The sequence below is a fragment of the Pseudomonas sp. BF-RE-21 genome, assembly GCF_019947305.1.
Classification (GTDB): domain Bacteria; phylum Pseudomonadota; class Gammaproteobacteria; order Pseudomonadales; family Pseudomonadaceae; genus Aquipseudomonas; species Aquipseudomonas migulae.
Genome location: NZ_JAGYGF010000057.1, coordinates 1 through 20,963, shown reverse-complemented (window position 1 = coordinate 20,963; position 20,963 = coordinate 1). Strand labels below are relative to the sequence as shown.

The window sequence follows — 20,963 nt, the reverse complement described above, 5'->3', positions numbered from 1 at the left end:
CTCTCCTTTGATTCTCTAGTTTTTTCGCCTACTGCCTGTATCTACAACGGTGCTGCGGTAATTCTTCAGAAGTTGCCTTGTACCCAGCTCTTGATGCGATCGAGCAAGGCGGCTTTCGGTTCGTCATTGCTGTAGCTGTCGCGGCTGCTGATGCCCGAGAACGAAATCCCGTCGGACTGCTTCTGCAGGCCGTACATCAACAGGCCGACGCCGGTGGAATAAATCGGGTTGCGCACCACGTCGTCGAGACCCTTCACGCCATGCGGCACGCCCAGGCGGACCGGCATGTGGAAAATCTCTTCGGCCAGTTCGACCGCGCCTTCCATCTTCGACGTACCACCGGTCAGCACGATGCCGGCCGGGATCAGGTCTTCGTAGCCGCTGCGGCGCAGTTCAGCCTGGATCAGCGTGAACAGTTCGTCGTAACGCGGCTCGACCACTTCGGCCAGGGCCTGGCGGGACAGCTCGCGCGGTGGACGGTCGCCAACGCTCGGGACCTTGATGGTTTCACCGGCACCGGCCAGCTTGGCCAGGGCACAGGCGTAGCGAATCTTGATTTCTTCGGCGTACTGGGTCGGGGTGCGCAACGCCATGGCGATGTCGTTGGTCACCTGATCGCCCGCAATCGGGATCACTGCGGTGTGACGGATCGCGCCTTCGGTGAAGATCGCGATGTCGGTGGTGCCACCGCCGATGTCCACCAGGCACACGCCCAGCTCTTTCTCGTCGTCGGTCAGTACCGAGTACGCGGACGCCAGTTGCTCGAGAATGATGTCGTCGATTTCCAGACCGCAGCGGCGCACGCATTTTTCAATGTTCTGTGCGGCGTTGACGGCGCAGGTGACCACGTGGACCTTGGCTTCCAGACGTACGCCGGACATGCCCAGAGGCTCACGCACGCCTTCCTGGTTATCGATCACGTAATCCTGCGGCAGGGTGTGCAGCACGCGCTGGTCAGCCGGGATCGCCACAGCCTGGGCAGCGTCGAGAACGCGCTCAAGGTCGGCGGAGCTGACTTCGCGATCACGAATCGCAACGATGCCGTGGGAGTTCAGGCTGCGGATGTGATTGCCGGCCACGCCGACGAACGCCGAGTGGATCCGGCAACCGGCCATCAGCTGCGCTTCTTCGATGGCGCGCTGGATCGATTGCACGGTGGACTCGATGTTCACCACCACGCCTTTTTTCAGGCCGCGGGACGGATGAGTGCCGATCCCGACGATTTCCAGCGTGCCGTCGTCCGAGACCTCGCCTACCAGCGCCACCACCTTGGAGGTGCCGATATCGAGACCGACGATCATTTTGCCGCTTTGCACGTTTGCCATGGGTCCTGCCTCTCTTAATTCTTCGCGACAGCGGGTTGGGCTGTCGTAGGCGCTACAGGTTCCCGCCAGCCAACAGCGAGGCCGTTGGCGTAGCGCAGATCGATGCGCGCAATGTTCGTAATCTGTTCTTTAAGCGTCTTGTCGTAGATGGCAATGAAGCGGCGCATCTTTTCCACCAGGTTGCCGCGGCCCAGCAGCAGTTCGATCCCCGGGCCCGAACTGCCGGCGCCGGTGGTCAGGAACCAGCTGCCTCGTTCACGCAACTCCAGGCGTGCAATCGAGAAGCCCAACGGCCTGAGCATCTGGCTCAGCACCTGGTATTGCTGCATCACTTGCTGCTGAGCCCGTTGTGGGCCGAACAGCTGTGGCAAGTGTTCGTAGTTCGCCAGCTCACGCGGGGTGAACGCCTGACCCTGGTTGTTCAACAGCGATTCGTCGCCCCAACGGGCCACCGGCAGTTGTTCTTCCAGGCGGATCACCACTTGATCCGGCCACACCCGACGCACTTCGGCGTGGGCAATCCATGGCATCTGTTCCAGCTCGGTGCGCATGCTCGCCAGGTCGATAGTGAAGAAGCTCGACGCCACGTACGGGGCGATTCGCTGCTGCACCGCTTGCTGGCTGATGTAACTCAGGTCGCCCTGCACCGCGATCTTGGTGATTGGCCGGTCGGCGTACGGCAGCAAACGCTGTGCGCCTTCGTAAGTGCCAAACCCCAGCGCGACCAGCAGCACTGGCCAGAACAGGCTTTTCAGAAAACCAAAATTGGCTTTCGGCAGGCGCGCAGACATCGGCTCTTTGGCCACCATTCGGCTGGCACCCCGCGGCACCGGCTTGCGGCCGGGTGCTGGAGGGGGCTGATGTCTTAGCTGTGCGCCTTGCATGGTCTTACCCTCGAACCTCAACACTGGCGGCCAGGATCGCCAGGACCAATTGCTGGAAATCCAGACCGGCGGCACGGGCCGCCATCGGGACCAGACTGTGATCGGTCATGCCCGGTGCGGTGTTGACTTCCAGGAACCAGAACTGCCCGTCGGCGTCCTGCATCACGTCAGCCCTGCCCCAACCGGCGATACCCAGCGCCTCACAGGCTTTCGCCGTGAGGTCCATCAGTTCTTTTTCCTTGTTGCTGTCGAGGCCGCACGGGATCCGGTACTGGGTATCGGAAGCCACGTACTTGGCGTCGTAGTCGTAGAAACTGTGTGTCGTGCCCAGGGCAATCGGTGGCAACACCTGGTCACGCAGGGTGGCGATGGTGAACTCCGGACCTTGAATCCATTGCTCGACCAACACTTGCGAATCGTAGGTACTGGCCGCTTTCCACGCGTCGATCAACTCCGGCGCGGAAGTCACTTTGGCCATCCCGATACTTGAACCTTCATGGGCCGGTTTGACGATCAAAGGGAAGCCCAGTTCCGTCGCCGCCGAAATACAATCGGCCTCGGAGCTCAGTACCGCGTGGCGTGGCGTCGGAATGCCGAGGCTGTGCCACACCTGCTTGGTGCGCAGCTTGTCCATGGCCAACGCCGACGCCAGAATGCCGCTGCCGGTGTACGGAATGCCCAGGCATTCCAGCAGGCCTTGCATGCTGCCGTCTTCACCGCCACGACCGTGGAGAATGATGAACGCGCGGTCGATTTTATCGTTGAGCAAACGCTGCAACAGGTCATCACCGACATCGAGACCGAACGCGTCCACACCGGCGCTTTGCAGCGCTGCGAGAACCGCGTTGCCCGACTTCAGGGAAACTTCACGCTCCGCACTCTTGCCGCCGAACAGCACGGCAACGCGGCCGAAATCTTTCGGCGCGACAGTGGAGACGAGGTTGGCGTAAGCAGCAGTCATTTCAACTTCCCCACGCTTGGCGCGGCAACGGCGCCAGCGAACAACGGACTCTTCAACAGTTTCGGTGCGAGACCGCCGATATCACCGGCGCCCTGGCACAACAGGATGTCGCCGGCACGCAGCAGCGGCTTGACGACAGGCGCGAGATCGACACCGCGCTCGATGTAGATCGGGTCGAGCTGACCGCGCTGACGGATGCTGTTGCACAGCTTGCGGCTGTCGGCACCCGGGATCGGCTCTTCGCCGGCCGGATAGACTTCCATCAGCAACAGCACGTTGGCGTCGGCCAGTACATTGACGAAATCGTCGTACAGGTCGCGGGTGCGGCTGTAACGGTGCGGCTGGTAGACCATCACCAGACGGCGCTCCGGCCAGCCACCACGCACGGCCTTGATCACGGCCGCGACTTCGGTCGGGTGGTGACCGTAGTCGTCGACCAGCATCACGCTGCCATCTTCGACCGGCAGTTCGCCATAGACCTGGAAGCGTCGGCCGACACCCTGGAACCCGGACAGGCCCTGGACGATGGCTTCATCGCTGACGCCTTCGTCAGTGGCGATGCAGATGGTGGCCAGCGCGTTCAGCACGTTGTGGTTGCCCGGCATGTTCACCGAGACATCCAGCGGCTCGCGGTCAGGACGCAGCACGGTGAAGAAAGTCTGCATGCCCTGCTGACGCACATTGATCGCACGCACATCGCAGTCATCGCCGAAACCGTACGTGACGACCGGACGTTTGACCTGCGGCAGAATTTCACGCACCACCGGATCGTCCAGGCACACCACCGCCAGACCGTAGAACGGCAGGTTGTGCAGGAACTCGACGAAGGTTTTCTTCAGTTTGTTGAAGTCACCGTCGTAGGTCGCCATGTGGTCGGCGTCGATGTTGGTGACCACGGCCACCAGCGGCTGCAAGTGCAGGAAGCTGGCGTCGCTTTCGTCGGCTTCGGCGATCAGGTAGCGGCTGGTGCCGAGCTGGGCATTGGTGCCCGCGGCATTCAGACGACCACCGATGACGAACGTCGGATCGAGGCCACCGGCCGCAAATACCGAAGCGATCAGGCTGGTGGTGGTGGTTTTGCCGTGGGTACCGGCGACGGCGATGCCGTGGCGATAGCGCATCAGCTCGGCCAGCATCTCGGCACGCGGCACCACCGGAATACGGCGTTCAAGCGCAGTGGCGACTTCCGGGTTGGAGGTGTTCACCGCGCTCGATACCACCAGCACGTCGGCGGCAGCGGCGTTCTCGGCACGGTGGCCGATAAAGATCTGGGCGCCGAATGATTCGAGACGCTCGGTGACCGGCGAAGCTTTCAGGTCGGAACCGGACACTTCATAGCCCAGGTTCAGCAACACTTCGGCGATCCCGCACATGCCCACGCCGCCGATACCGACGAAGTGGATACGACGGATACGGCGCATTTCCGGGTGCGGCATGGCTTTCTGATTCTCAACCATGGGCCACCTCCAGGCAGGTATCGACCACGTTACGGGTCGCATCGGGTTTGGCCAGGCGGCGTGCCGCAGTGGCCATGTCGGTGAGTCGTTGTGGTTGCATCAGGACCTCTGTCAGGCGTGCGGCAAGATCCGCTGCGCCAGTCGTTCTTTGCGGCATCAGGAAGGCAGCGCCTTCACGGGCCAAATAATCGGCGTTGCGGGTCTGGTGATCGTCGATCGCGTGGGGCAAAGGCACCAGCATCGAGGGCAGACCGGCGGCAGCCAGTTCACTGATGGTCAACGCGCCTGCGCGGCACACCACCAGGTCGGCCCAGCCATAGGCGTGGGCCATGTCTTTGATGAAAGGCTGCACTTGCGCCTCGACGCCAGCCGCGCGATAGCGCTCTGCAGTCACTTCATCGTGGTTTTTCCCAGCCTGATGGAACACGTCCGGACGCAGGTCGGGGGCGACGTGCGACAGGGCTTCAGGCAGTAATTTGTTCAACGGTTCTGCGCCCAGGCTTCCGCCGAGGATCAGCAAACGCGCCTTGCGACCAGCCAGGGCAGGTCGCGGTGTGTCGAGGAACAGCTCGGTGCGCACCGGGTTACCGGTGGTCCGTCGGCTGTCCGACAGGGTAAAGGTGTCGGGGAACGCTTCACAGACTCGGGCGGCCAACGGCACCAGCAACCGATTGGCGGTACCGGCCACGGCGTTCTGTTCGTGAACGATCACCGGCACACCGGCCAGTTTGGCTGCAACGCCGCCAGGACCGGTCACATAACCACCGAAACCGACCACGCACACCGGCCGCAACTGGCGAATGATCGCCCGCGCCTGCCAGACGGATTTGAGCAACATCAACGGCGCCTTGAGCAGGGACAACTTGCCCTTGCCGCGCAGACCGCTGGCGTTGATCCGGTGCAGCTCGATGCCGGCCATCGGCACCAGGTCATTTTCGATGCCACGCGGCGTGCCAAGCCAATGCACGGTGTAACCGCGGGCCTGGAACTCGCGAGCGCAAGCCAGCGCCGGAAACACGTGTCCGCCGGTGCCGCCCGCCATGATCAATACGTTAGCGCCCATGGGTCGGCTCCTCGGCGAAGTCGCTCTCATGGAACTCCATCTCCTCACTGCCCAGGTGGGTTCGACTCTCCCACTCAATGCGCAGCAACAAGCCGAGACAGGCACAGCAGATCACCAACGAACTGCCGCCATAACTGAGGAACGGCAAGGTCAGGCCTTTGGTTGGCAGCAGGCCGACGTTCACCCCGATATTGATCAGGAACTGACCAATCCACAGGAACGACAGACCGTACGCAATATAGGCAGCAAAGAACTGCTTGGCCTTCTCGGCCCAATAACCGATGTACATGCCGCGAATACAGACAAAGACGAACAGCGCCACGGTGCACAGGGAACCCACGGCACCCAGCTCTTCGGCCAGAACCGAGAACACGAAGTCGGTGTGGGCTTCCGGCAGGTAGAACTGTTTCTGCACGCTGTTGCCCAGGCCTACGCCCAGCCACTCACCGCGACCGAACGCGATCAATGCTTGCGACAACTGATAACCGGCGCCGAACTGGTCGGCCCACGGGTCGGCAAAGTTGGTCAGACGCGCCATCCGGTATGGCTGCACCTGAATCAACAACACCACCGCCGCAACCGCCAGGACCACCATCAACGAGAACCGGAACAGCCCGACCCCGCCAAGGAACAGCATCGCCGCAGCCGCGCCCATCATCACGACGGTGGCACCGAAGTCCGGCTCCATCAGCAACAGGCCCGCCATCGGCAGCAGCACGATGAACGGCTTGAAGAAGCCCATCCAGCTTTCACGCACTTCTTTCTGGCGACGCACCAGATAACCGGCGAGGTAGATCACCACGAACACCTTGGCAATCTCGGAAGGCTGAACGTTGAAGAAACTGAAACCGATCCAGCGCATCGAACCGTTCACTTCACGGCCGATCCCCGGAATGATCACCATCACCAGCAAGCCGAACGCACCGATCAGCATCAGCCAGCCCAGGCGTTGCCAGGTGGCGATCGGAATCATCATGGTAACGATGCAGGCAGACAGGCCCAGCACCACGTAGATCAAGTGGCGAGTCATGTAGTACAGGGCACTGCCCGACTGCACGGCGCCCACTTCGGTCGAAGCCGAGGCGATCATGACCAGTCCGAGGCCGAGCAAGGCCAGGCAACCGGCGAGCATCGGAAAATCGAGGTCGATGCCGCGCCCGGTGATGAGCGGCGAAGGAAACGGCTTGATGATGTTGAGCAGGCTCATGCCAGATCCTCCACTGCCTGGACGAACTGGTGACCGCGGTCTTCGTAATTCTTGAACATGTCGAAACTGGCGCAGGCCGGCGACAACAGCACCACGTCGCCCGGTTGCGCAGCGGCGCGGCATTGCTGCACCGCTTCAACCAGCGAAGCAGCGCGGATCAGCGGCACGGCGTCGCCAATGGCCTCACCGATCTTGTCGGAGTCGCGGCCCATCAGGATCACGGCGCGGCAGTTGGCCGCCACCGGATCACGCAGATCATTGAACTCGGCACCCTTGCCGTCGCCACCGGCGATCAGCACGACCTTGCCGTCGATGTCCGCGCCCAGGCCTTCGATGGCGGCCAGTGCGGCGCCGACGTTGGTGGCTTTGGAATCGTTGTAGTAGCTCACGCCGTCCAGGTCACGAACCCACTGGCAGCGATGTTCGAGACCGGCGAACGTGCGCAGGCTCGACAGCATGGCGTCGAACGGCAGGCCGACCGCGTGGCCCAGGGCTAGCGCTGCCAGAGCATTCGACTGATTGTGGGCGCCGCGAATTTTCAGCTCGCGCACCGGCATCAGGTTCTGGAATTCGAAGGCGAGGTATTTCTCGCCGTCTTCTTCGCGGATACCAAACGCCTTGAAATCGGGTTTGCTCAAACCGAAGGTCCAGCAGGGCTGACCTTCGCCCATCAACGGACGGCTCAGGGCGTCCTGACGGTTGACCACGAACTGCTTGGCGCCACGGAAAATCCGGTGCTTGGCCAGGTGATAGGCCGGCAGGCCGCTGTAGCGGTCCATGTGGTCTTCGCTGACGTTGAGCACGGTCGCCACTTCGGCGTTGAGCTGGTCGGTGGTTTCGAGCTGGAAGCTCGACAGTTCCATCACGTACAACTCGATGTCATCGCGAAGCAGGTCCAGCGCCGGCGTACCGAGGTTGCCGCCGACAGCGACGCGCTTGCCGGCCGCAGCCGCCATCTCGCCCACCAGCGTGGTCACGGTGCTTTTCGCATTGGAGCCGCTGATGGCGACAATCGGCGCCTTCGCGTTACGCGCGAACAGCTCGATGTCGCCGGACAGCTTCACGCCACGAGCGGCGGCCGCCTGCAGGGCCGGGGTCGCCAGCGCCAGGCCGGGGCTCACGTAGAGCTCGTCGGCGCGGCACAGGAATTCGACGTCCAGCTCGCCACAACGCACTTCCACGTGCGGATAGTCACGCTTGAGCGTGGCCAGTTCCGGTGGATTTTCCCGCGTATCGGCCACGGCAAACGACGTGCCCCGGTTCGCCAGGAAGCGAACCAGGGACATGCCGCTCTTGCCGAGGCCGACAACGATGCGGAAGTGGTCAGAAGCGATCAGAGACACGAGTTTCTACCTCAGCTTCAGGGTGGCAAGGCCGACCAGCACGAGAATCACGGTGATGATCCAGAAACGGACGATCACACGCGGCTCGGGCCAGCCCTTGAGTTCAAAGTGGTGGTGAATCGGTGCCATGCGGAACACACGGCGACCGGTCAGTTTGAAGGAGGCAACCTGAATGACGACTGACAGGGTCTCCATCACGAACACGCCGCCCATGATGAACAGGACGATTTCCTGGCGAACGATCACCGCGATGGTGCCCAGGGCCGCGCCCAGCGCCAGCGCGCCGACGTCGCCCATGAAGACTTGTGCCGGGTAGGTGTTGAACCAGAGGAAGCCGAGGCCCGCACCGATCAACGCACCGCAGAACACGATCAGTTCACCGGCGCCGGGTACGTACGGGATCAGCAGGTATTCGGCGAATTTCACGTTACCCGACAGGTAGCAGAAGATCCCCAGACCACCACCGACCATCACGGTCGGCATGATCGCCAGGCCGTCGAGGCCGTCGGTCAGGTTGACCGCGTTGCTCGAACCGACGATCACGAAGTAAGTCAGCACGATGAAACCTGCGCCCAGCGGAATGCTGTAGTCCTTGAGCATTGGCAGGATCAGGGTGGTTTCAACCGGCGTCGCGGCGGTCATATAGAGGAAGATCGCCGCGCCGAGGCCAAACACCGACTGCCAGAAATACTTCCAGCGGCTCGGCAGGCCTTTGGAGTTTTTCTCGATGACCTTGCGATAGTCATCGACCCAGCCGATGGCACCGAACAGCAACGTCACCAGCAACACGGTCCACACATAGCGGTTGCTCAGGTCAGCCCAGAGCAAGGTGCTGACGCCGATGGACGACAGGATCAGCGCGCCACCCATGGTCGGGGTGCCGGATTTGGACAGGTGCGATTGCGGGCCGTCGTTACGAACGGATTGACCGATCTGACGGTTCTGCAACGTGCGGATCATCCACGGGCCATAGCACAGCGACAAAACCAGCGCGGTCAGCACACCGAGAATCCCGCGCAGGGTCAGGTACTGAAAGACCGCGAAGCCTTTGTAGAACTGTTGCAGATACTCCGCTAGCAGCAGCAGCATTAATGTTTCTCCAGACTGGACCCGCACAAAGCGGCGACGATGTTTTCCATCGCAGCGCTGCGCGAGCCCTTGATCAAAATGGTGGTGTTTGTGTCTTGCTCGGCGCCGAGGGCCTTGATCAGTTCAGCCTGAGTGGTGAAGTGATAAGCCTGCTCGCCAAAAGCGTTTACGGCGTGAGTCATCAATGGCCCGACCGCGTAAAGCGCAGAAACCTTGCCACGGGCATACTCGCCCACGTCGCGGTGCCCCTGCTCCGCCCAGTCGCCCAACTCGCCGATATCCCCGAGCACCAGAACGGTGCGGCCGGAAAAGCCGGCGAGTATATCAACGGCCGCGCACATCGAGGTGGGGTTCGCGTTGTAAGTGTCATCGATCACGCGCATGCCATTGCTGGCCAGTTGCGCGACGGTGCGACCCTTGACCGGCTGCACCGCGCCGAGGCCGGTGGCGATGCCGGACAGCGACACGCCCAAGGCGTGAGCGGCAGCGGCGGCGGCCATGGCATTGGCGACGTTATGGGTGCCGAGCAGGTTCAGTTGAACGCGCTCCACACCGTCAGGGCTGTGCAGATTGAACGCCGGGCAACCGCGAGCATCGCGGTCCAGATCGCTGGCGTAGAAGTCGGCGCTGACGTTGCTCAGGGCGAAGGTCAGCACTTTGCGACCGGCGGCGCGGGTCTTCCAGATGTCGAAGGCCTTGTCGTCAAGATTGAGCACGGCGATGCCATCGGCCGCCAGCCCTTCAATAATCTCGCCCTTGGCTTCCACGATTTTTTCCGGCCCGCCGAACTCGCCGACGTGGGCGGTCCCGGCGTTGTTGAGCACGGCCACGTGGGGCTTGGTCATGCCGACGGTGTAGGCAATTTCGCCGAGCCGCGAAGCACCCAGCTCGATCACGGCGGCGGTATGTTCCGGCGCGAGTTCAAGCAAGGTCAGCGGCACGCCGAGATCATTGTTCAGGTTGCCACGGGTCGCCAACACCGGACCGCGTGTGCGCAGGATGCTCGCAAGCATTTCCTTGACCGTGGTCTTGCCGCTGGAGCCGGTGATGGCGGCGACTGGGTGAGTAAACGCAGCACGGTTCATCGCACCCAGTTGCCCAAGGGCCTGACGGGCGTCCTTGACCAGCAATTGCGGCAGCCCACTGTCGGGCACTTCGCGCTCGACCAGGGCAGCCACCGCGCCTTTGTTCGCCACGTCGTTCAGATAGTCATGGCCGTCGAAACGCGGGCCGGTCAAGGCAATAAACAGTTGGCCCGGCTTGATCGCACGGCTGTCGATGCTGACGCCATCGAACGTGGCATCGGCGATGATCATGCGGCCATTCAGCGCGCCGGTCAGTTCGCTCAGTTTCAAGTGTTTAAGCATGAGCCACCTCCCACGCGGTCAGTGCGCGATCAGCCTCGACCAGATCAGAGAAGTCATGACGCTGGCCGTTGATTTCCTGATAGTCCTCGTGACCTTTACCGGCCAGGACAATCACGTCATCCACCGAAGCACTGGCGATCAATTGCGCAATGGCCTGGCCACGACCAGCGACAAACGTCACCTTATCCACGTTGGTGAAACCGGCGCGGATGTCATCGAAAATCACTGCCGGGTCTTCGGTGCGCGGATTGTCATCGGTGACCAGCACGCCGTCAGCAAGACGCTCGACCACTTCAGCCATCAGCGGGCGCTTGCCGCGATCGCGATCACCGCCGCAGCCGAACAGGCACAGCAAGCGACCTTTGGCGTGCGGACGCAGGGCCATCAATACTTTTTCCAGCGCATCCGGGGTGTGGGCGTAATCGACCACCACCAGCGGCTGATTACCGCCGCCCAGGCGCTGCATGCGGCCGGCCGGGCCTTCGAGTTTCGGCAGGACCTTGAGGATTTCGTCCAGCGCGTAGTCGAGACCGAGCAAGGCCCCGACCGCAGCCAGGACGTTGCTCAGGTTGAAGCGACCGAGCAAGGTGCTGCGCAGATGATGCTCGCCTTGCGGCGTGACCAACGTGGCGCGCACGCCTTCGTCGTCGAACTGCGCTTCGCGGCAAAACAGGTAGGCGCTGCTGTCGAGCAGGCTATAGGTGATCAAGCGCGACTCACGTTTTTCAGCAGCCAGTTGCCGGCCGAAATCGTCGTCGAGGTTCACCACCCGGCATTTCAGATCGTTCCAGTCGAACAGCTTGGCCTTGGCTTCGCCGTAGGCCTGCATGGTGCCGTGGTAATCCAGATGATCGCGGGACAGATTGGTCATCACCGCCACATCAAACGCCAATGCCGTTACGCGGCCCTGATCCAGACCATGGGAAGACACTTCCATGGCCACGGCTTTGGCGCCGGCCTTTTTCAGGTCGGCGAGGGTCGCTTGTACGGCGATCGGGTTCGGTGTGGTGTGCAGCCCGCTTTCCAGCGCGCCGTAGAAACCGGTGCCCAGTGTGCCGACAATGCCGCAATGCTGGCCGAGCAAATCCAGTGCTTGCGCAACCAATTGGGTCACGCTGGTTTTGCCGTTGGTGCCGGTCACGCCGACCAGGTTCAGGTGGCGGCTCGGTTCACCGTAGAAACGCCCGGCGATATCGGACAGCTGCGCCGCCAGGCCTTTGACCGGAATCAGTGGCACGTCGGTGATCGGCAGCACGGTTGCGCCTTCGACTTCATACGCCACGGCTGCAGCACCGCGCTGCAAGGCGTCGGCAATGTGCGCGCGACCGTCAAACTTGCCACCAGGAACGGCAAGAAACAGATCGCCAGCCCGTACATTACGGCTGTCCAGTGTCAGTTCGCGGATCAACAGATCGCGGCCGGCGTGGGCGAAAATCTTGTTCAGGCTCAGAGACATCAGCCGCGCCCTCCATTGGCTTTCAGCGGAACAACCGGTGTTGCGTTGGCTTGTTGCACCGGCGGCAGGTTGTCCGGCGTGACGTTCATCAGGCGCAGGGTCCCGGACATCACTTTGCTGAACACCGGCGCCGATACCAGGCCACCGAAATAGCCGGCTTTGGTCGGTTCATCGATCACCACCACGATGGCGTATCGCGGATCGCTCATCGGGCCGAAGCCTGCGAACAGCGAGCGGTAGGAATTCTCGGCATAGCCTTTGGTGCCGACCGACGTTTTACGCGCGGTACCGGACTTGCCGCCGACGTGATACGCCGGCACTTGCGCACGGAATACACCGCGCGGGGCTTCGATCACTTGTTGCAGCATGGTTTGCATGGTCTTGGCCACGGCTTCCGGCAGCACTTGCGTGGTTTGCGGCGCCTTGTCGGTCTTGATCAGGGTCAGTGGCGCGAGGCGACCGTTGTTGGCCAGTGCCGAGAAGGCGTGGACCAACTGGATCGCGGTCACGGAAATACCGTAGCCATAGGACAGCGTGGCGGTTTCAGCCTTGCGCCATTCGCGGTAGTTCGGCAGGTTGCCCACGCGCTCGCCCGGGAAGCCGAGGCCGGTGTCCTGGCCGAGGCCGACTTTCTGCGCCAGACGGAAAATGGTTTCGCCGCCGATATCGAACGCGACCTTACTCATGCCGACGTTACTGGAGTTGATCAGAATGCCGGTCAGGTCGAGTACCGGACCTTCAGTCTTGGATACGTCCTTGATGGTGTACTTGCCAATCTGCAGGCTGCCCGGGTACACCTCGACGGTGTCGGTCGGTTTCCAGCGGCCGGTTTCGATCGCGGCACTCATGGAGATCGCTTTCATGGTCGAACCCGGTTCGAACACGTCGATCATTGCGCGGTTACGCATCATCGCCGGTTGCAGGTTGCGACGGTTGTTCGGGTTGTAGGTCGGCTGGTTGACCATGGCGAGGATCTCGCCGGTCTTCACGTCCATGATCACCAGGCTGCCGGCTTTCGCGCCGTTCTCGATGATCGCGTTGCGCAGTTCGCGGTTGGCCAGGTATTGCAGACGCAGGTCAATGGACAACGCCAAGGGCTTACCGGCCTTGGCGTTTTTGGTCACCTGAACATCTTTGATAAGTCGACCGCGCCGGTCCTTGATGACCTGCCGCTTGCCAGGGACACCGGCGAGCCATTCGTCATAGGCCAGCTCGACACCTTCACGACCGTGGTCATCAATGTCGGTAAAGCCGACCATATGAGCAGTCACTTCACCGGCCGGGTAGAAACGGCGGAATTCTTCGATGCCGTAGACGCCCGGCACCTTCAGGTCGAGCACGGACTGGCCTTGCTCAGGCGTCAGCCCGCGCACCAGATAGATAAATTCTTTATTAGCCTGAGCTTCGAGACGTTCGGCGAGGGCTTTCGGATCCTGACCCAACGCGGCCGCCAATGCTGGCCACTTCTCTTTGGCCGTTTGCATTTCCTTGGCGTTGGCCCACAACGTGGTGACCGGAGTACTGACAGCCAAAGGCTCGCCGTTACGGTCGGTGATCAGACCACGGTGAGCCGGAATTGGAATATGACGAACGCTGCGCGCGTCGCCCTGGCCTTTCAGGAAGGCACGGTCGACCACTTGCAGGTCAATGATGCGCCAGCAAATTGCCGCGACCATGACGCCGAGCAAACCCACCACCAGGCGAAACCGCCATGGAAAGAGTGCGCCTTCGAGTTTCATCATGGCGCCACCATCTGCACGTCAGCGGCGCCAGGAATGTGCATCTTCAGTTGCTCGGTGGCCAGGACTTCGATGCGGCTGTGCGCCGTCCAGGTGCTCTGCTCGAGAATCAACCGGCCCCATTCCGCCTGCGCCTTGTCGCGCACGCTCAACTCGTTGTAAAGCGAGTTCAACAGCTGACGGTTCCAGTGGGCGCTGTACGACACGCCGATGGCCGACACGAGCACGCCAACAAACAGCAGGAGCATGAAAAAGCTTCCGCCGGGAAGTGGCTTGGCGAAAAGCTTGCTCACCGCAGCTTCTCCGCCACGCGCATGACGGCGCTACGGGAACGTGGGTTGGCTTTGAGTTCGGCCTCGGAGGCGGACTGCGCTTTGCCATGGATTTTGATTTTCGGTTCGAACGCGACGTGACGGACCGGCAGGTTGCGCGGCAGGTTGTCGGCTTCGCCTTTCACCAGCTTGCGCATGAACAGTTTGACGATGCGGTCTTCCAGCGAGTGAAAACTGATGACCACCAGGCGGCCACCGATTTCCAGGGATTCCAGCGCAGCTTCAAGGCCGGTTTCCAGATCGCCCAGTTCGTTGTTGACGTGAATACGCAGGCCCTGGAATGCACGGGTCGCAGGGTTCTTGCCCTTTTCCCATGCCGGGTTGGCGACTTTCAGGACTTCAGCCAGATCGCCGGTGCGTTCGAACGGCTTGATGTCGCGACGCTCGGCCACGGCACGGGCCATGCGGCCGGAGAAACGTTCTTCGCCGTATTCCTTGAACACCCGGGCGATTTCTTCCACCGGCGCGGTGTTGACGAATTCGGCAGCGCTGATCCCGCGGGACGGGTCCATGCGCATGTCCAGCGGGCCATCATTGAGGAAACTGAAACCGCGCTCAGGGTCGTCGAGTTGCGGCGAAGACACGCCCAGGTCAAGCAGAACACCGCTGACCTTGCCGGCCAGACCGCGTTCGGCAACTTCCGAACCGAGCTCGGCAAAGCTGCGCTGCACAACGACAAAGCGGCCGTCTTCGGCCGCTAGCGTCTGCCCGGTGGCAATCGCTTGAGGATCCTTGTCGAATCCCAGCAACCGACCCTCGGGACCAAGCTGGCTGAGGATCAACCGGCTGTGTCCGCCGCGCCCGAACGTGCCGTCCAGATAGCAGCCATCAGGACGTACGGCGAGAGCCTCGACGGCTTCGTCAAGCAGTACGGTGATGTGGTTAAAGCCGCTATCAATAGTCACAGGATCAAATCACGCAGTTCATCAGGCATGGCGCCCGGTTGTTGAATAGCAGCCAGGTCAGCGGCAGAAACCGCATCCCAGGCATCCTCGTCCCACAATTGGAACTTGTTCAGTTGGCCTACCAGCATCGCGCGCTTATCCAGCCGGGCATATTCACGAAGACGCGGCGGAACCAGGAAACGACCACTGCCATCGAGCTCGAGGTCGACGGCATTACCAATCAGTAAACGTTGCAGGCGGCGGTTCTCTTCGCGAAGCGAAGGCAGTGCGCGCAGTTTGGTTTCAATAATTTCCCACTCATCGAGGGGGTAAACACACAAACACGGATCAACGGCATCAATTGTGACGATTAACTGACCGGAACTACGCGAAACGAGCTCGTCACGGTACCGGCTCGGCATGGCGAGACGGCCCTTTGCGTCGAGACTGATAGCGTTAGCTCCGCGAAACACGTCAGCGTTTCTCCAAATATTAGCGTTTTGCGTTCAAAAAACCCACTTCATGCCACTTTCCACCACTTGCGCACACTATAGGAATGCGGCCACCGCACCGTCAAGGCGCGGATTAAAGGAAAACCCTTACAGAACTGAGATTTAGGAGCGTATTGGGAGGGGTAACGGCAATCTGGCGGATGAATTTGCTCGATAACTTGAATCAGCACAGAAGGCTGCGTTCAGAAGTTAAAGTAGTTTGTTAAGAGTAAGATTTTTTCGGTATTACAAAAGAGGTTATGCGATTGATTGTGCAGGAGGGAAATTGCCATTACGAGCGCCCTGCTCAACGATTCAAACAGGGAGGGAAAAAGGTGGAGAGTCGATCTGTAAGCCGGGTTCTGTCTTGAACAGTCATTCGTCTACGATGGCCATCACTGGACATCTTTAGCAACCTACCCGGTCCCAGCGCGGGCCACGCCTTGGGACCCTATTTGGTCTTGCTCCAAGTGGGGTTTACCTAGCCACGAACTGTTGCCAGACGTGCGGTGCGCTCTTACCGCACCTTTTCACCCTTACCGGCGCCGAAGCGCTTAGGCGGTTATTTTCTGTGGCACTTTCCGTAGGCTCACGCCTCCCAGGCATTACCTGGCACTTCGCCCTATGGAGCCCGGACTTTCCTCCCCCCCCTAATTTTCATAGAGGGCAGCGACTGTCCGATCGACTCTCCGCCGCGAAGGTTAACGGCAGAGCGGCCGAAGAACAAGCGTTAAACGCCATCAGCCACGCCTGCACGTCGGGATTTACTCGCCCTTCTGCTTATCCAGCGCGACCTGATACAGGACATTCTTGCGTTCGCCGGTAATTTGCGCGGCCAATGCTGCGGCCCGCTTGAGCGGCATTTCTTCGAGCAACAGATTGAGGATGCGCATGGCTTCACTGCTGACGGCATCTTCCGTCTCGGGGGCGGACCAGCCCGCCACCAACACCACGCACTCACCGCGCTGCTGATTGCTGTCCGACTCGACAAACTCGCGCAGCTCGGCCAATGGCAGGCCTTTCAGGGTTTCGAAGGTTTTGGTCAGTTCGCGCGCCAGCAACGCCAGACGCTCGCCACCGAAGACCAGCTCCATGTCTTGCAGGCATTCCAGGATCCGGTGCGGGGCCTCGTAGAAAATCAGCGTGCGCGGCTCTTCCTTTACCAGCTCCAGACGAGCCCGACGACCGACCGCCTTGGCCGGCAGGAAGCCTTCGAAGATAAAACGGTCCGACGGCAAACCCGCCGCCGACAGCGCCGCAATCAATGCACAAGCCCCCGGGACCGGCACGACATTGATTCCGGCCGCACGGGCCTGACGCACCAGGTGATAACCCGGATCGGAGATCAGCGGCGTCCCGGCGTCGGAGATCAGCGCCACATCGTCACCGGCGAGCAGGCGGGTAATAAAGCGGCTACCTTCATCCCGCTCGTTGTGTTCGTGGCAAGCCGCCAGCGGCGTGGGGATGCCGAAATGCTGCATCAACCGCTGGGAGTGACGGGTGTCTTCGGCAGCGATCAATGCCACTTCGCGCAGGATCTTCAGCGCGCGCGCACTGATGTCGTCCAGGTTGCCGATGGGCGTCGCCACCACATAAAGCGAGCCAGCAGCGGAATTCAAAGCACCTGGAGCAGTCAAAGCGCACACCTCATGATCGGTAAAAGCCGCCATTGTAGCGCGTAGCGACGATTGCGATACGCGCAAGCAACCCCGGGTTTTTCAGGCTACGGTGCAGTGCTGCAACATTTGTACGAGCTAAATTGATCGATTCACGCCAGTAGCATCGCGCCCCGGCCAGTGCTTGGGTACAATTCCACGCTTATTTGATCGAGTATCAGGAACACTACATGATCGCTTGCCTGCGGCTGTTCACTGCCCTCTGCCTCGCTGCCTTGCTGGCGGCTTGCGCCAGCTCGCCCTCTTCCAGCCTTGGCGAACTTCCACGGACCCCGGATGCCAGTATCGAGCAACTGCTCGATCAGGCCGCCAAAAGCAAAACGCCGGAACAAGCCGCGCTGTTTCGCCTGAGCGCGGCCGACCTCGCTTATCGCCAGGGCAATGCCGGCCAGTCCGCGCAAATCCTGCAACAAGTGCCGGTCGAGCAACTCAAGCCAGGCCAACAGGTCTTCGCCAACACACTGGCGGCTGAACTGGCCATGACCCGCAATCAGCCGAAAGCGGCGCTGACCGCTTTGAGCCATCCAAGCCTGCAACGCCTGGGTGAATTGCCGGAGGAACAACAGATTCGCACCGGCACCGTGCACGCCCGCGCCCTTGAGGCCGATGGCCAGACCCTCGCCGCCGCACGGGAGCGTATTTTCATCGCGCCGATGTTGAGCGGTGAAGCGGCAGGCAAAAACCACGAAGCGATCTGGACCCTGATCGCTTCGCTGCCAACCGACCAATTGCAACCAACCACCAAGGACGACCTCGGTGGCTGGATGGGCCTGGCGCTGGCGGTTAAAACGGCCGGCACGCTTGAGCAACAACAAGCTGCGATCGACAACTGGCGCGCCCAGAACCCTAAACACCCAGCCGCCATTCAGTTGCCGCTGTCACTGACCAAACTCAAGGAACTGGCCAGCCAGCCTCTGAGCAAGATCGCCCTGCTGCTGCCGCAAGACGGCCCGCTGGCATCGGTTGGCAAAGCGCTTCGCGAAGGTTTCATGGCAGCGCACTACCAGGCTCAACAGGCCGGCCAGAAGCCGCCTGCCATCGAGTTCTATGACAGCTCGCGCCTGACTTCCCTTGACGAGTTCTATCGCAAGGCTCAGGCCGATGGCGTGCAACTGGTTGTCGGTCCGCTGGAAAAACCACTGGTCAAACAGCTCAGCACTCGCCCGCAGCTGCCGATCACGACCCTGGCGCTGAACTACAGCGAAGGCGAACAAGGCCCGGCCCAGTTGTTCCAGTTCGGTCTTGCCGCTGAAGACGAAGCCCGCGAAGTGTCCCGTCGCGCTCGCGCCGATGGCCTGCATCGCGCCGCGATCATGGTGCCAAAAGGCGAATGGGGCGACCGCGTACTCCGAGCGTTCAGCCAGGACTGGCAGGCAAACGGCGGCAGCATCGTTGCCACCGAGCGCGTTGATCAGCCAGTGCAACTGGCCCAGCAGATTGCCGACATGTTCCAGCTGCGCCAGAGCGAAGGCCGCGCCAAGAGCCTGCAAAGCACCGTCGGTTCGCAGGTCGCTGCCCAGCCTTCGCGTCGCCAGGACATCGAGTTCATCTTCCTGGCCGCCACACCTCAGCAAGCCCAGCAGATCAAACCGACCCTGAACTTCCAATACGCAGGCGATGTGCCGGTTTATGCCACCTCCCACGTATTCAGTGCCAGCGGCGACGTGAACCAGTACAACGACATGAACGGCATTCGCTTCTGCGAAACCCCATGGTTGCTGGACGCCAATGATCCGCTGCGCAAGCAAGTGACCACACAATGGCCACAAGCCGCCGGCAGCCTGGGTCGTTTGTATGCGATGGGCGTCGACGCCTACCGCCTGGCTCCGCGCCTGGGGCAACTCAAGGCGCTGCCGGACAGCCGCATCGAAGGTCAATCGGGTAGCCTGGGCATGACTCAGAACCAGCGCGTCGTGCGCCAGTTGCCGTGGGCACAGTTCGCCAACGGCCAGGTTCAACGCCTGCCGGACACCCCGCGCTGATGCCTGACCGGTCACGCCAGCAAAGCGGTAAAGATGCCGAGCGCCATGCGCTCGAGCATCTGCAACAACAGGGTCTGCGCCTGCTGGCGCAGAACTGGTTGTGTAAACGCGGCGAGCTTGATCTGGTCATGCTTGATGGCGATACAGTAGTATTCGTTGAAGTTCGCTACAGAAAAAACACTCAATGGGGTGGCGCGCTCGATAGCATCGATGAGCGCAAACGGCAGAAACTGATTTTTGCCGCGCAGTATTTTCTTCAGCGCGAGTCGCGTTGGGCCAATTCCCCTTGCCGTTTCGACGTGGTTGCCATCGATAGCAGCCTCGATCAGTTGAACTGGCTGCAGAATGCCTTCGACAGCTGATCGCGTGCGTCCCGAACCGGACACTTTCACCCGACAATTTTGCTCTTTGCTTTGCGGGCTGCACATTCATGTGCCGAGTAGCCGCGCTAATTAAGGTCACACAGATGGACATGCAATCCCGAATTCGCCAGCTTTTTCAGGCCAGTATCGACACCAAGCAAATGGCGATGGACGTACTTGCACCGCACATCGAGCAAGCCAGCCAAGTGATGGTCAACGCCCTGCTCAACGAGGGCAAAATGCTCTCCTGCGGCAACGGCGGTTCCGCGGGCGATGCCCAGCATTTCTCGTCCGAGCTGCTCAACCGCTTTGAACGTGAGCGCCCGAGCCTGCCGGCCATCGCGTTGACCACCGACAGTTCGACGATCACCTCGATCGCCAACGACTACAGCTACAACGAAATCTTCTCCAAGCAGATCCGCGCGCTCGGCCAGCCAGGCGACGTACTGCTGGCGATTTCCACCAGCGGCAACTCGGCGAACATTATTCAAGCGATCCAGGCCGCACATGATCGCGAAATGATTGTCGTAGCATTGACGGGCCGCGATGGCGGCGGCATGGCGTCGCTGCTATTGCCCGAGGACGTCGAGATTCGCGTACCGGCCAACGTCACCGCACGTATTCAGGAAGTCCACCTGCTGGCGATCCATTGCCTTTGCGACTTGATCGACAGCCAACTGTTCGGGAGTGAAGAATGACCCCTAATCGCCTAGGCCTTCTGGCCTTGACCCTGTGCCTCGGCATCAGCGGCTGCACCTCGGTGGTGAATGCCAGCCGTGAAGCGCCGATCGATGATGATCGCGGCACACGCACCTTAGGCAGCAAGATCGACGACTCTCTGATCGACACCAAAGTCGGCGTGAACATCGCCAAGGCCGACCCGGCCCTGGACAACGATTCGCACATCGTCGTCACCAGCTTCAACGGCGTCGTACTGCTCGCCGGCCAAACGCCGCGCGCCGACCTCAAGGCCAAGGCCGAACAGGCCGCTGCCGCCGTGCAGCGCGTGAAAACGGTGCACAACGAACTGCAGGTGCTGCCGCCTTCCGGCTTCCTCGCCCGCCAGAACGACACCTGGCTGACCTCCAAGATCAAGACCCAGATGCTCACCGATCCGAACATCCCGGGCTCTCGCATCAAGGTTGTCACTGAAAACGGCATCGTCTATTTGCTGGGTCTGCTGACCAAGCAGGAAGCCGCCCAGGCGACCAATCTGGTGCAGGGCGTTTCCGGCGTGCAGAAGATTGTGAAGTTGTTTGAGTACATCGACTGATACCTGTTGATTGGTGACGGCATTCTTGAGAAGACCTTCACCCTTGTAGGAGCCGGCTTGCCGGCGATGGCG

The 20,963-nt window shown here is 61.2% G+C and carries 19 protein-coding genes and 1 other RNA gene; 4 read left to right on the top strand and 16 right to left on the bottom strand.

What is annotated here, in order from left to right:
• Nucleotides 1–65 precede the first annotated feature (65 nt).
• From ftsA to rsmI, 16 genes are all read right to left on the bottom strand, one after another.
• Nucleotides 66–1,325: a cell division protein FtsA gene (ftsA, locus tag KGB25_RS25610; RefSeq protein ID WP_008025987.1), complete on the bottom strand. Its 1,260-nt coding sequence runs from the start codon at nucleotides 1,323–1,325 to the stop codon at nucleotides 66–68.
• A gap of 14 nt (nucleotides 1,326–1,339) precedes the next feature.
• Nucleotides 1,340–2,209: a cell division protein FtsQ/DivIB gene (locus KGB25_RS25605; RefSeq protein WP_008025986.1), complete on the bottom strand. Its 870-nt coding sequence runs from the start codon at nucleotides 2,207–2,209 to the stop codon at nucleotides 1,340–1,342.
• A 4-nt stretch (nucleotides 2,210–2,213) separates the two neighbouring features.
• Nucleotides 2,214–3,170 (bottom strand): D-alanine--D-alanine ligase, encoded by a 957-nt coding sequence (locus KGB25_RS25600; protein WP_223437234.1) that lies wholly within the window; start codon nucleotides 3,168–3,170, stop codon nucleotides 2,214–2,216.
• Nucleotides 3,167–4,627, bottom strand: coding sequence for a UDP-N-acetylmuramate--L-alanine ligase (gene murC / locus KGB25_RS25595; RefSeq protein WP_008037298.1), 1,461 nt, complete (start codon nucleotides 4,625–4,627; stop codon nucleotides 3,167–3,169). The genes KGB25_RS25600 and murC overlap by 4 nt, the downstream gene beginning before the upstream one ends.
• Complete coding sequence (gene murG, locus KGB25_RS25590; RefSeq protein WP_008037296.1) at nucleotides 4,620–5,690, bottom strand: undecaprenyldiphospho-muramoylpentapeptide beta-N-acetylglucosaminyltransferase; 1,071 nt, start codon at nucleotides 5,688–5,690, stop codon at nucleotides 4,620–4,622. Before murG ends, murC begins: the two co-directional genes overlap by 8 nt.
• Nucleotides 5,680–6,897, bottom strand: a complete 1,218-nt coding sequence (ftsW, locus tag KGB25_RS25585; protein ID WP_008037295.1) for a putative lipid II flippase FtsW — start codon at nucleotides 6,895–6,897, stop codon at nucleotides 5,680–5,682. Before ftsW ends, murG begins: the two co-directional genes overlap by 11 nt.
• Nucleotides 6,894–8,240, bottom strand: a complete 1,347-nt coding sequence (gene murD / locus KGB25_RS25580) for a UDP-N-acetylmuramoyl-L-alanine--D-glutamate ligase (protein ID WP_223437232.1) — start codon at nucleotides 8,238–8,240, stop codon at nucleotides 6,894–6,896. Before murD ends, ftsW begins: the two co-directional genes overlap by 4 nt.
• A gap of 6 nt (nucleotides 8,241–8,246) precedes the next feature.
• Nucleotides 8,247–9,329: a phospho-N-acetylmuramoyl-pentapeptide-transferase gene (gene mraY, locus KGB25_RS25575; RefSeq protein WP_008037292.1), complete on the bottom strand. Its 1,083-nt coding sequence runs from the start codon at nucleotides 9,327–9,329 to the stop codon at nucleotides 8,247–8,249.
• Complete coding sequence (locus KGB25_RS25570; RefSeq protein ID WP_008025974.1) at nucleotides 9,329–10,696, bottom strand: UDP-N-acetylmuramoyl-tripeptide--D-alanyl-D-alanine ligase; 1,368 nt, start codon at nucleotides 10,694–10,696, stop codon at nucleotides 9,329–9,331. Before KGB25_RS25570 ends, mraY begins: the two co-directional genes overlap by 1 nt.
• The gene (locus tag KGB25_RS25565) at nucleotides 10,689–12,152 is read right to left on the bottom strand and encodes a UDP-N-acetylmuramoyl-L-alanyl-D-glutamate--2,6-diaminopimelate ligase (protein WP_223437230.1); all 1,464 of its coding nucleotides are present in this window, start codon (nucleotides 12,150–12,152) and stop codon (nucleotides 10,689–10,691) included. The genes KGB25_RS25570 and KGB25_RS25565 overlap by 8 nt, the downstream gene beginning before the upstream one ends.
• Nucleotides 12,152–13,891 carry a peptidoglycan D,D-transpeptidase FtsI family protein gene (locus KGB25_RS25560; protein WP_177318160.1) on the bottom strand — a complete coding sequence of 580 codons (1,740 nt, stop codon included), beginning with the start codon at nucleotides 13,889–13,891 and terminating at the stop codon, nucleotides 12,152–12,154. The genes KGB25_RS25565 and KGB25_RS25560 overlap by 1 nt, the downstream gene beginning before the upstream one ends.
• Nucleotides 13,891–14,184: a cell division protein FtsL gene (ftsL, locus tag KGB25_RS25555; protein WP_032828607.1), complete on the bottom strand. Its 294-nt coding sequence runs from the start codon at nucleotides 14,182–14,184 to the stop codon at nucleotides 13,891–13,893. The genes KGB25_RS25560 and ftsL overlap by 1 nt, the downstream gene beginning before the upstream one ends.
• Complete coding sequence (rsmH, locus tag KGB25_RS25550) at nucleotides 14,181–15,128, bottom strand: 16S rRNA (cytosine(1402)-N(4))-methyltransferase RsmH (protein WP_404943254.1); 948 nt, start codon at nucleotides 15,126–15,128, stop codon at nucleotides 14,181–14,183. Before rsmH ends, ftsL begins: the two co-directional genes overlap by 4 nt.
• The gene (mraZ, locus tag KGB25_RS25545; RefSeq protein WP_008025967.1) at nucleotides 15,125–15,580 is read right to left on the bottom strand and encodes a division/cell wall cluster transcriptional repressor MraZ; all 456 of its coding nucleotides are present in this window, start codon (nucleotides 15,578–15,580) and stop codon (nucleotides 15,125–15,127) included. The genes rsmH and mraZ overlap by 4 nt, the downstream gene beginning before the upstream one ends.
• A 353-nt stretch (nucleotides 15,581–15,933) precedes the next feature.
• Nucleotides 15,934–16,287, bottom strand: an RNA gene (gene rnpB / locus KGB25_RS25540) — RNase P RNA component class A.
• A 75-nt stretch (nucleotides 16,288–16,362) separates the two neighbouring features.
• Nucleotides 16,363–17,268, bottom strand: a complete 906-nt coding sequence (gene rsmI, locus KGB25_RS25535) for a 16S rRNA (cytidine(1402)-2'-O)-methyltransferase (protein WP_162130705.1) — start codon at nucleotides 17,266–17,268, stop codon at nucleotides 16,363–16,365.
• Nucleotides 17,269–17,444: 176 nt separating this feature from the next.
• Between rsmI and KGB25_RS25530 the strand changes: the two genes are divergently transcribed.
• The 4 genes from KGB25_RS25530 (at nucleotide 17,445) to KGB25_RS25515 (ending at nucleotide 20,891) form a co-directional block, all read left to right on the top strand.
• The gene (locus KGB25_RS25530) at nucleotides 17,445–19,256 is read left to right on the top strand and encodes a penicillin-binding protein activator (RefSeq protein WP_008037284.1); all 1,812 of its coding nucleotides are present in this window, start codon (nucleotides 17,445–17,447) and stop codon (nucleotides 19,254–19,256) included.
• Complete coding sequence (locus KGB25_RS25525) at nucleotides 19,256–19,618, top strand: YraN family protein (RefSeq protein ID WP_008025963.1); 363 nt, start codon at nucleotides 19,256–19,258, stop codon at nucleotides 19,616–19,618. The genes KGB25_RS25530 and KGB25_RS25525 overlap by 1 nt, the downstream gene beginning before the upstream one ends.
• Before the next feature lie 104 nt (nucleotides 19,619–19,722).
• Nucleotides 19,723–20,316, top strand: a complete 594-nt coding sequence (locus tag KGB25_RS25520; protein ID WP_008025961.1) for a phosphoheptose isomerase — start codon at nucleotides 19,723–19,725, stop codon at nucleotides 20,314–20,316.
• Nucleotides 20,313–20,891: a BON domain-containing protein gene (locus KGB25_RS25515; RefSeq protein WP_008025960.1), complete on the top strand. Its 579-nt coding sequence runs from the start codon at nucleotides 20,313–20,315 to the stop codon at nucleotides 20,889–20,891. The genes KGB25_RS25520 and KGB25_RS25515 overlap by 4 nt, the downstream gene beginning before the upstream one ends.
• Nucleotides 20,892–20,963: the final 72 nt, after the last annotated feature.

Excerpts from the sequence above, each read along its gene's own strand:
- ftsA (WP_008025987.1), bottom strand. The coding sequence starts at position 1,325 with ATGGCAAACGTGCAAAGCGGCAAAATGATCGTCGGTCTCGATATCGGC.
- KGB25_RS25605 (WP_008025986.1), bottom strand. The coding sequence starts at position 2,209 with ATGCAAGGCGCACAGCTAAGACATCAGCCCCCTCCAGCACCCGGCCGC.
- KGB25_RS25600 (WP_223437234.1), bottom strand. The coding sequence starts at position 3,170 with ATGACTGCTGCTTACGCCAACCTCGTCTCCACTGTCGCGCCGAAAGAT.
- murC (WP_008037298.1), bottom strand. The coding sequence starts at position 4,627 with ATGGTTGAGAATCAGAAAGCCATGCCGCACCCGGAAATGCGCCGTATC.
- murG (WP_008037296.1), bottom strand. The coding sequence starts at position 5,690 with ATGGGCGCTAACGTATTGATCATGGCGGGCGGCACCGGCGGACACGTG.
- ftsW (WP_008037295.1), bottom strand. The coding sequence starts at position 6,897 with ATGAGCCTGCTCAACATCATCAAGCCGTTTCCTTCGCCGCTCATCACC.
- mraY (WP_008037292.1), bottom strand. The coding sequence starts at position 9,329 with ATGCTGCTGCTGCTAGCGGAGTATCTGCAACAGTTCTACAAAGGCTTC.
- KGB25_RS25570 (WP_008025974.1), bottom strand. The coding sequence starts at position 10,696 with ATGCTTAAACACTTGAAACTGAGCGAACTGACCGGCGCGCTGAATGGC.
- KGB25_RS25565 (WP_223437230.1), bottom strand. The coding sequence starts at position 12,152 with ATGTCTCTGAGCCTGAACAAGATTTTCGCCCACGCCGGCCGCGATCTG.
- KGB25_RS25560 (WP_177318160.1), bottom strand. The coding sequence starts at position 13,891 with ATGAAACTCGAAGGCGCACTCTTTCCATGGCGGTTTCGCCTGGTGGTG.
- rsmI (WP_162130705.1), bottom strand. The coding sequence starts at position 17,268 with ATGGCGGCTTTTACCGATCATGAGGTGTGCGCTTTGACTGCTCCAGGT.
- KGB25_RS25530 (WP_008037284.1), top strand. The coding sequence starts at position 17,445 with ATGATCGCTTGCCTGCGGCTGTTCACTGCCCTCTGCCTCGCTGCCTTG.
- KGB25_RS25525 (WP_008025963.1), top strand. The coding sequence starts at position 19,256 with ATGCCTGACCGGTCACGCCAGCAAAGCGGTAAAGATGCCGAGCGCCAT.
- KGB25_RS25520 (WP_008025961.1), top strand. The coding sequence starts at position 19,723 with ATGGACATGCAATCCCGAATTCGCCAGCTTTTTCAGGCCAGTATCGAC.
- KGB25_RS25515 (WP_008025960.1), top strand. The coding sequence starts at position 20,313 with ATGACCCCTAATCGCCTAGGCCTTCTGGCCTTGACCCTGTGCCTCGGC.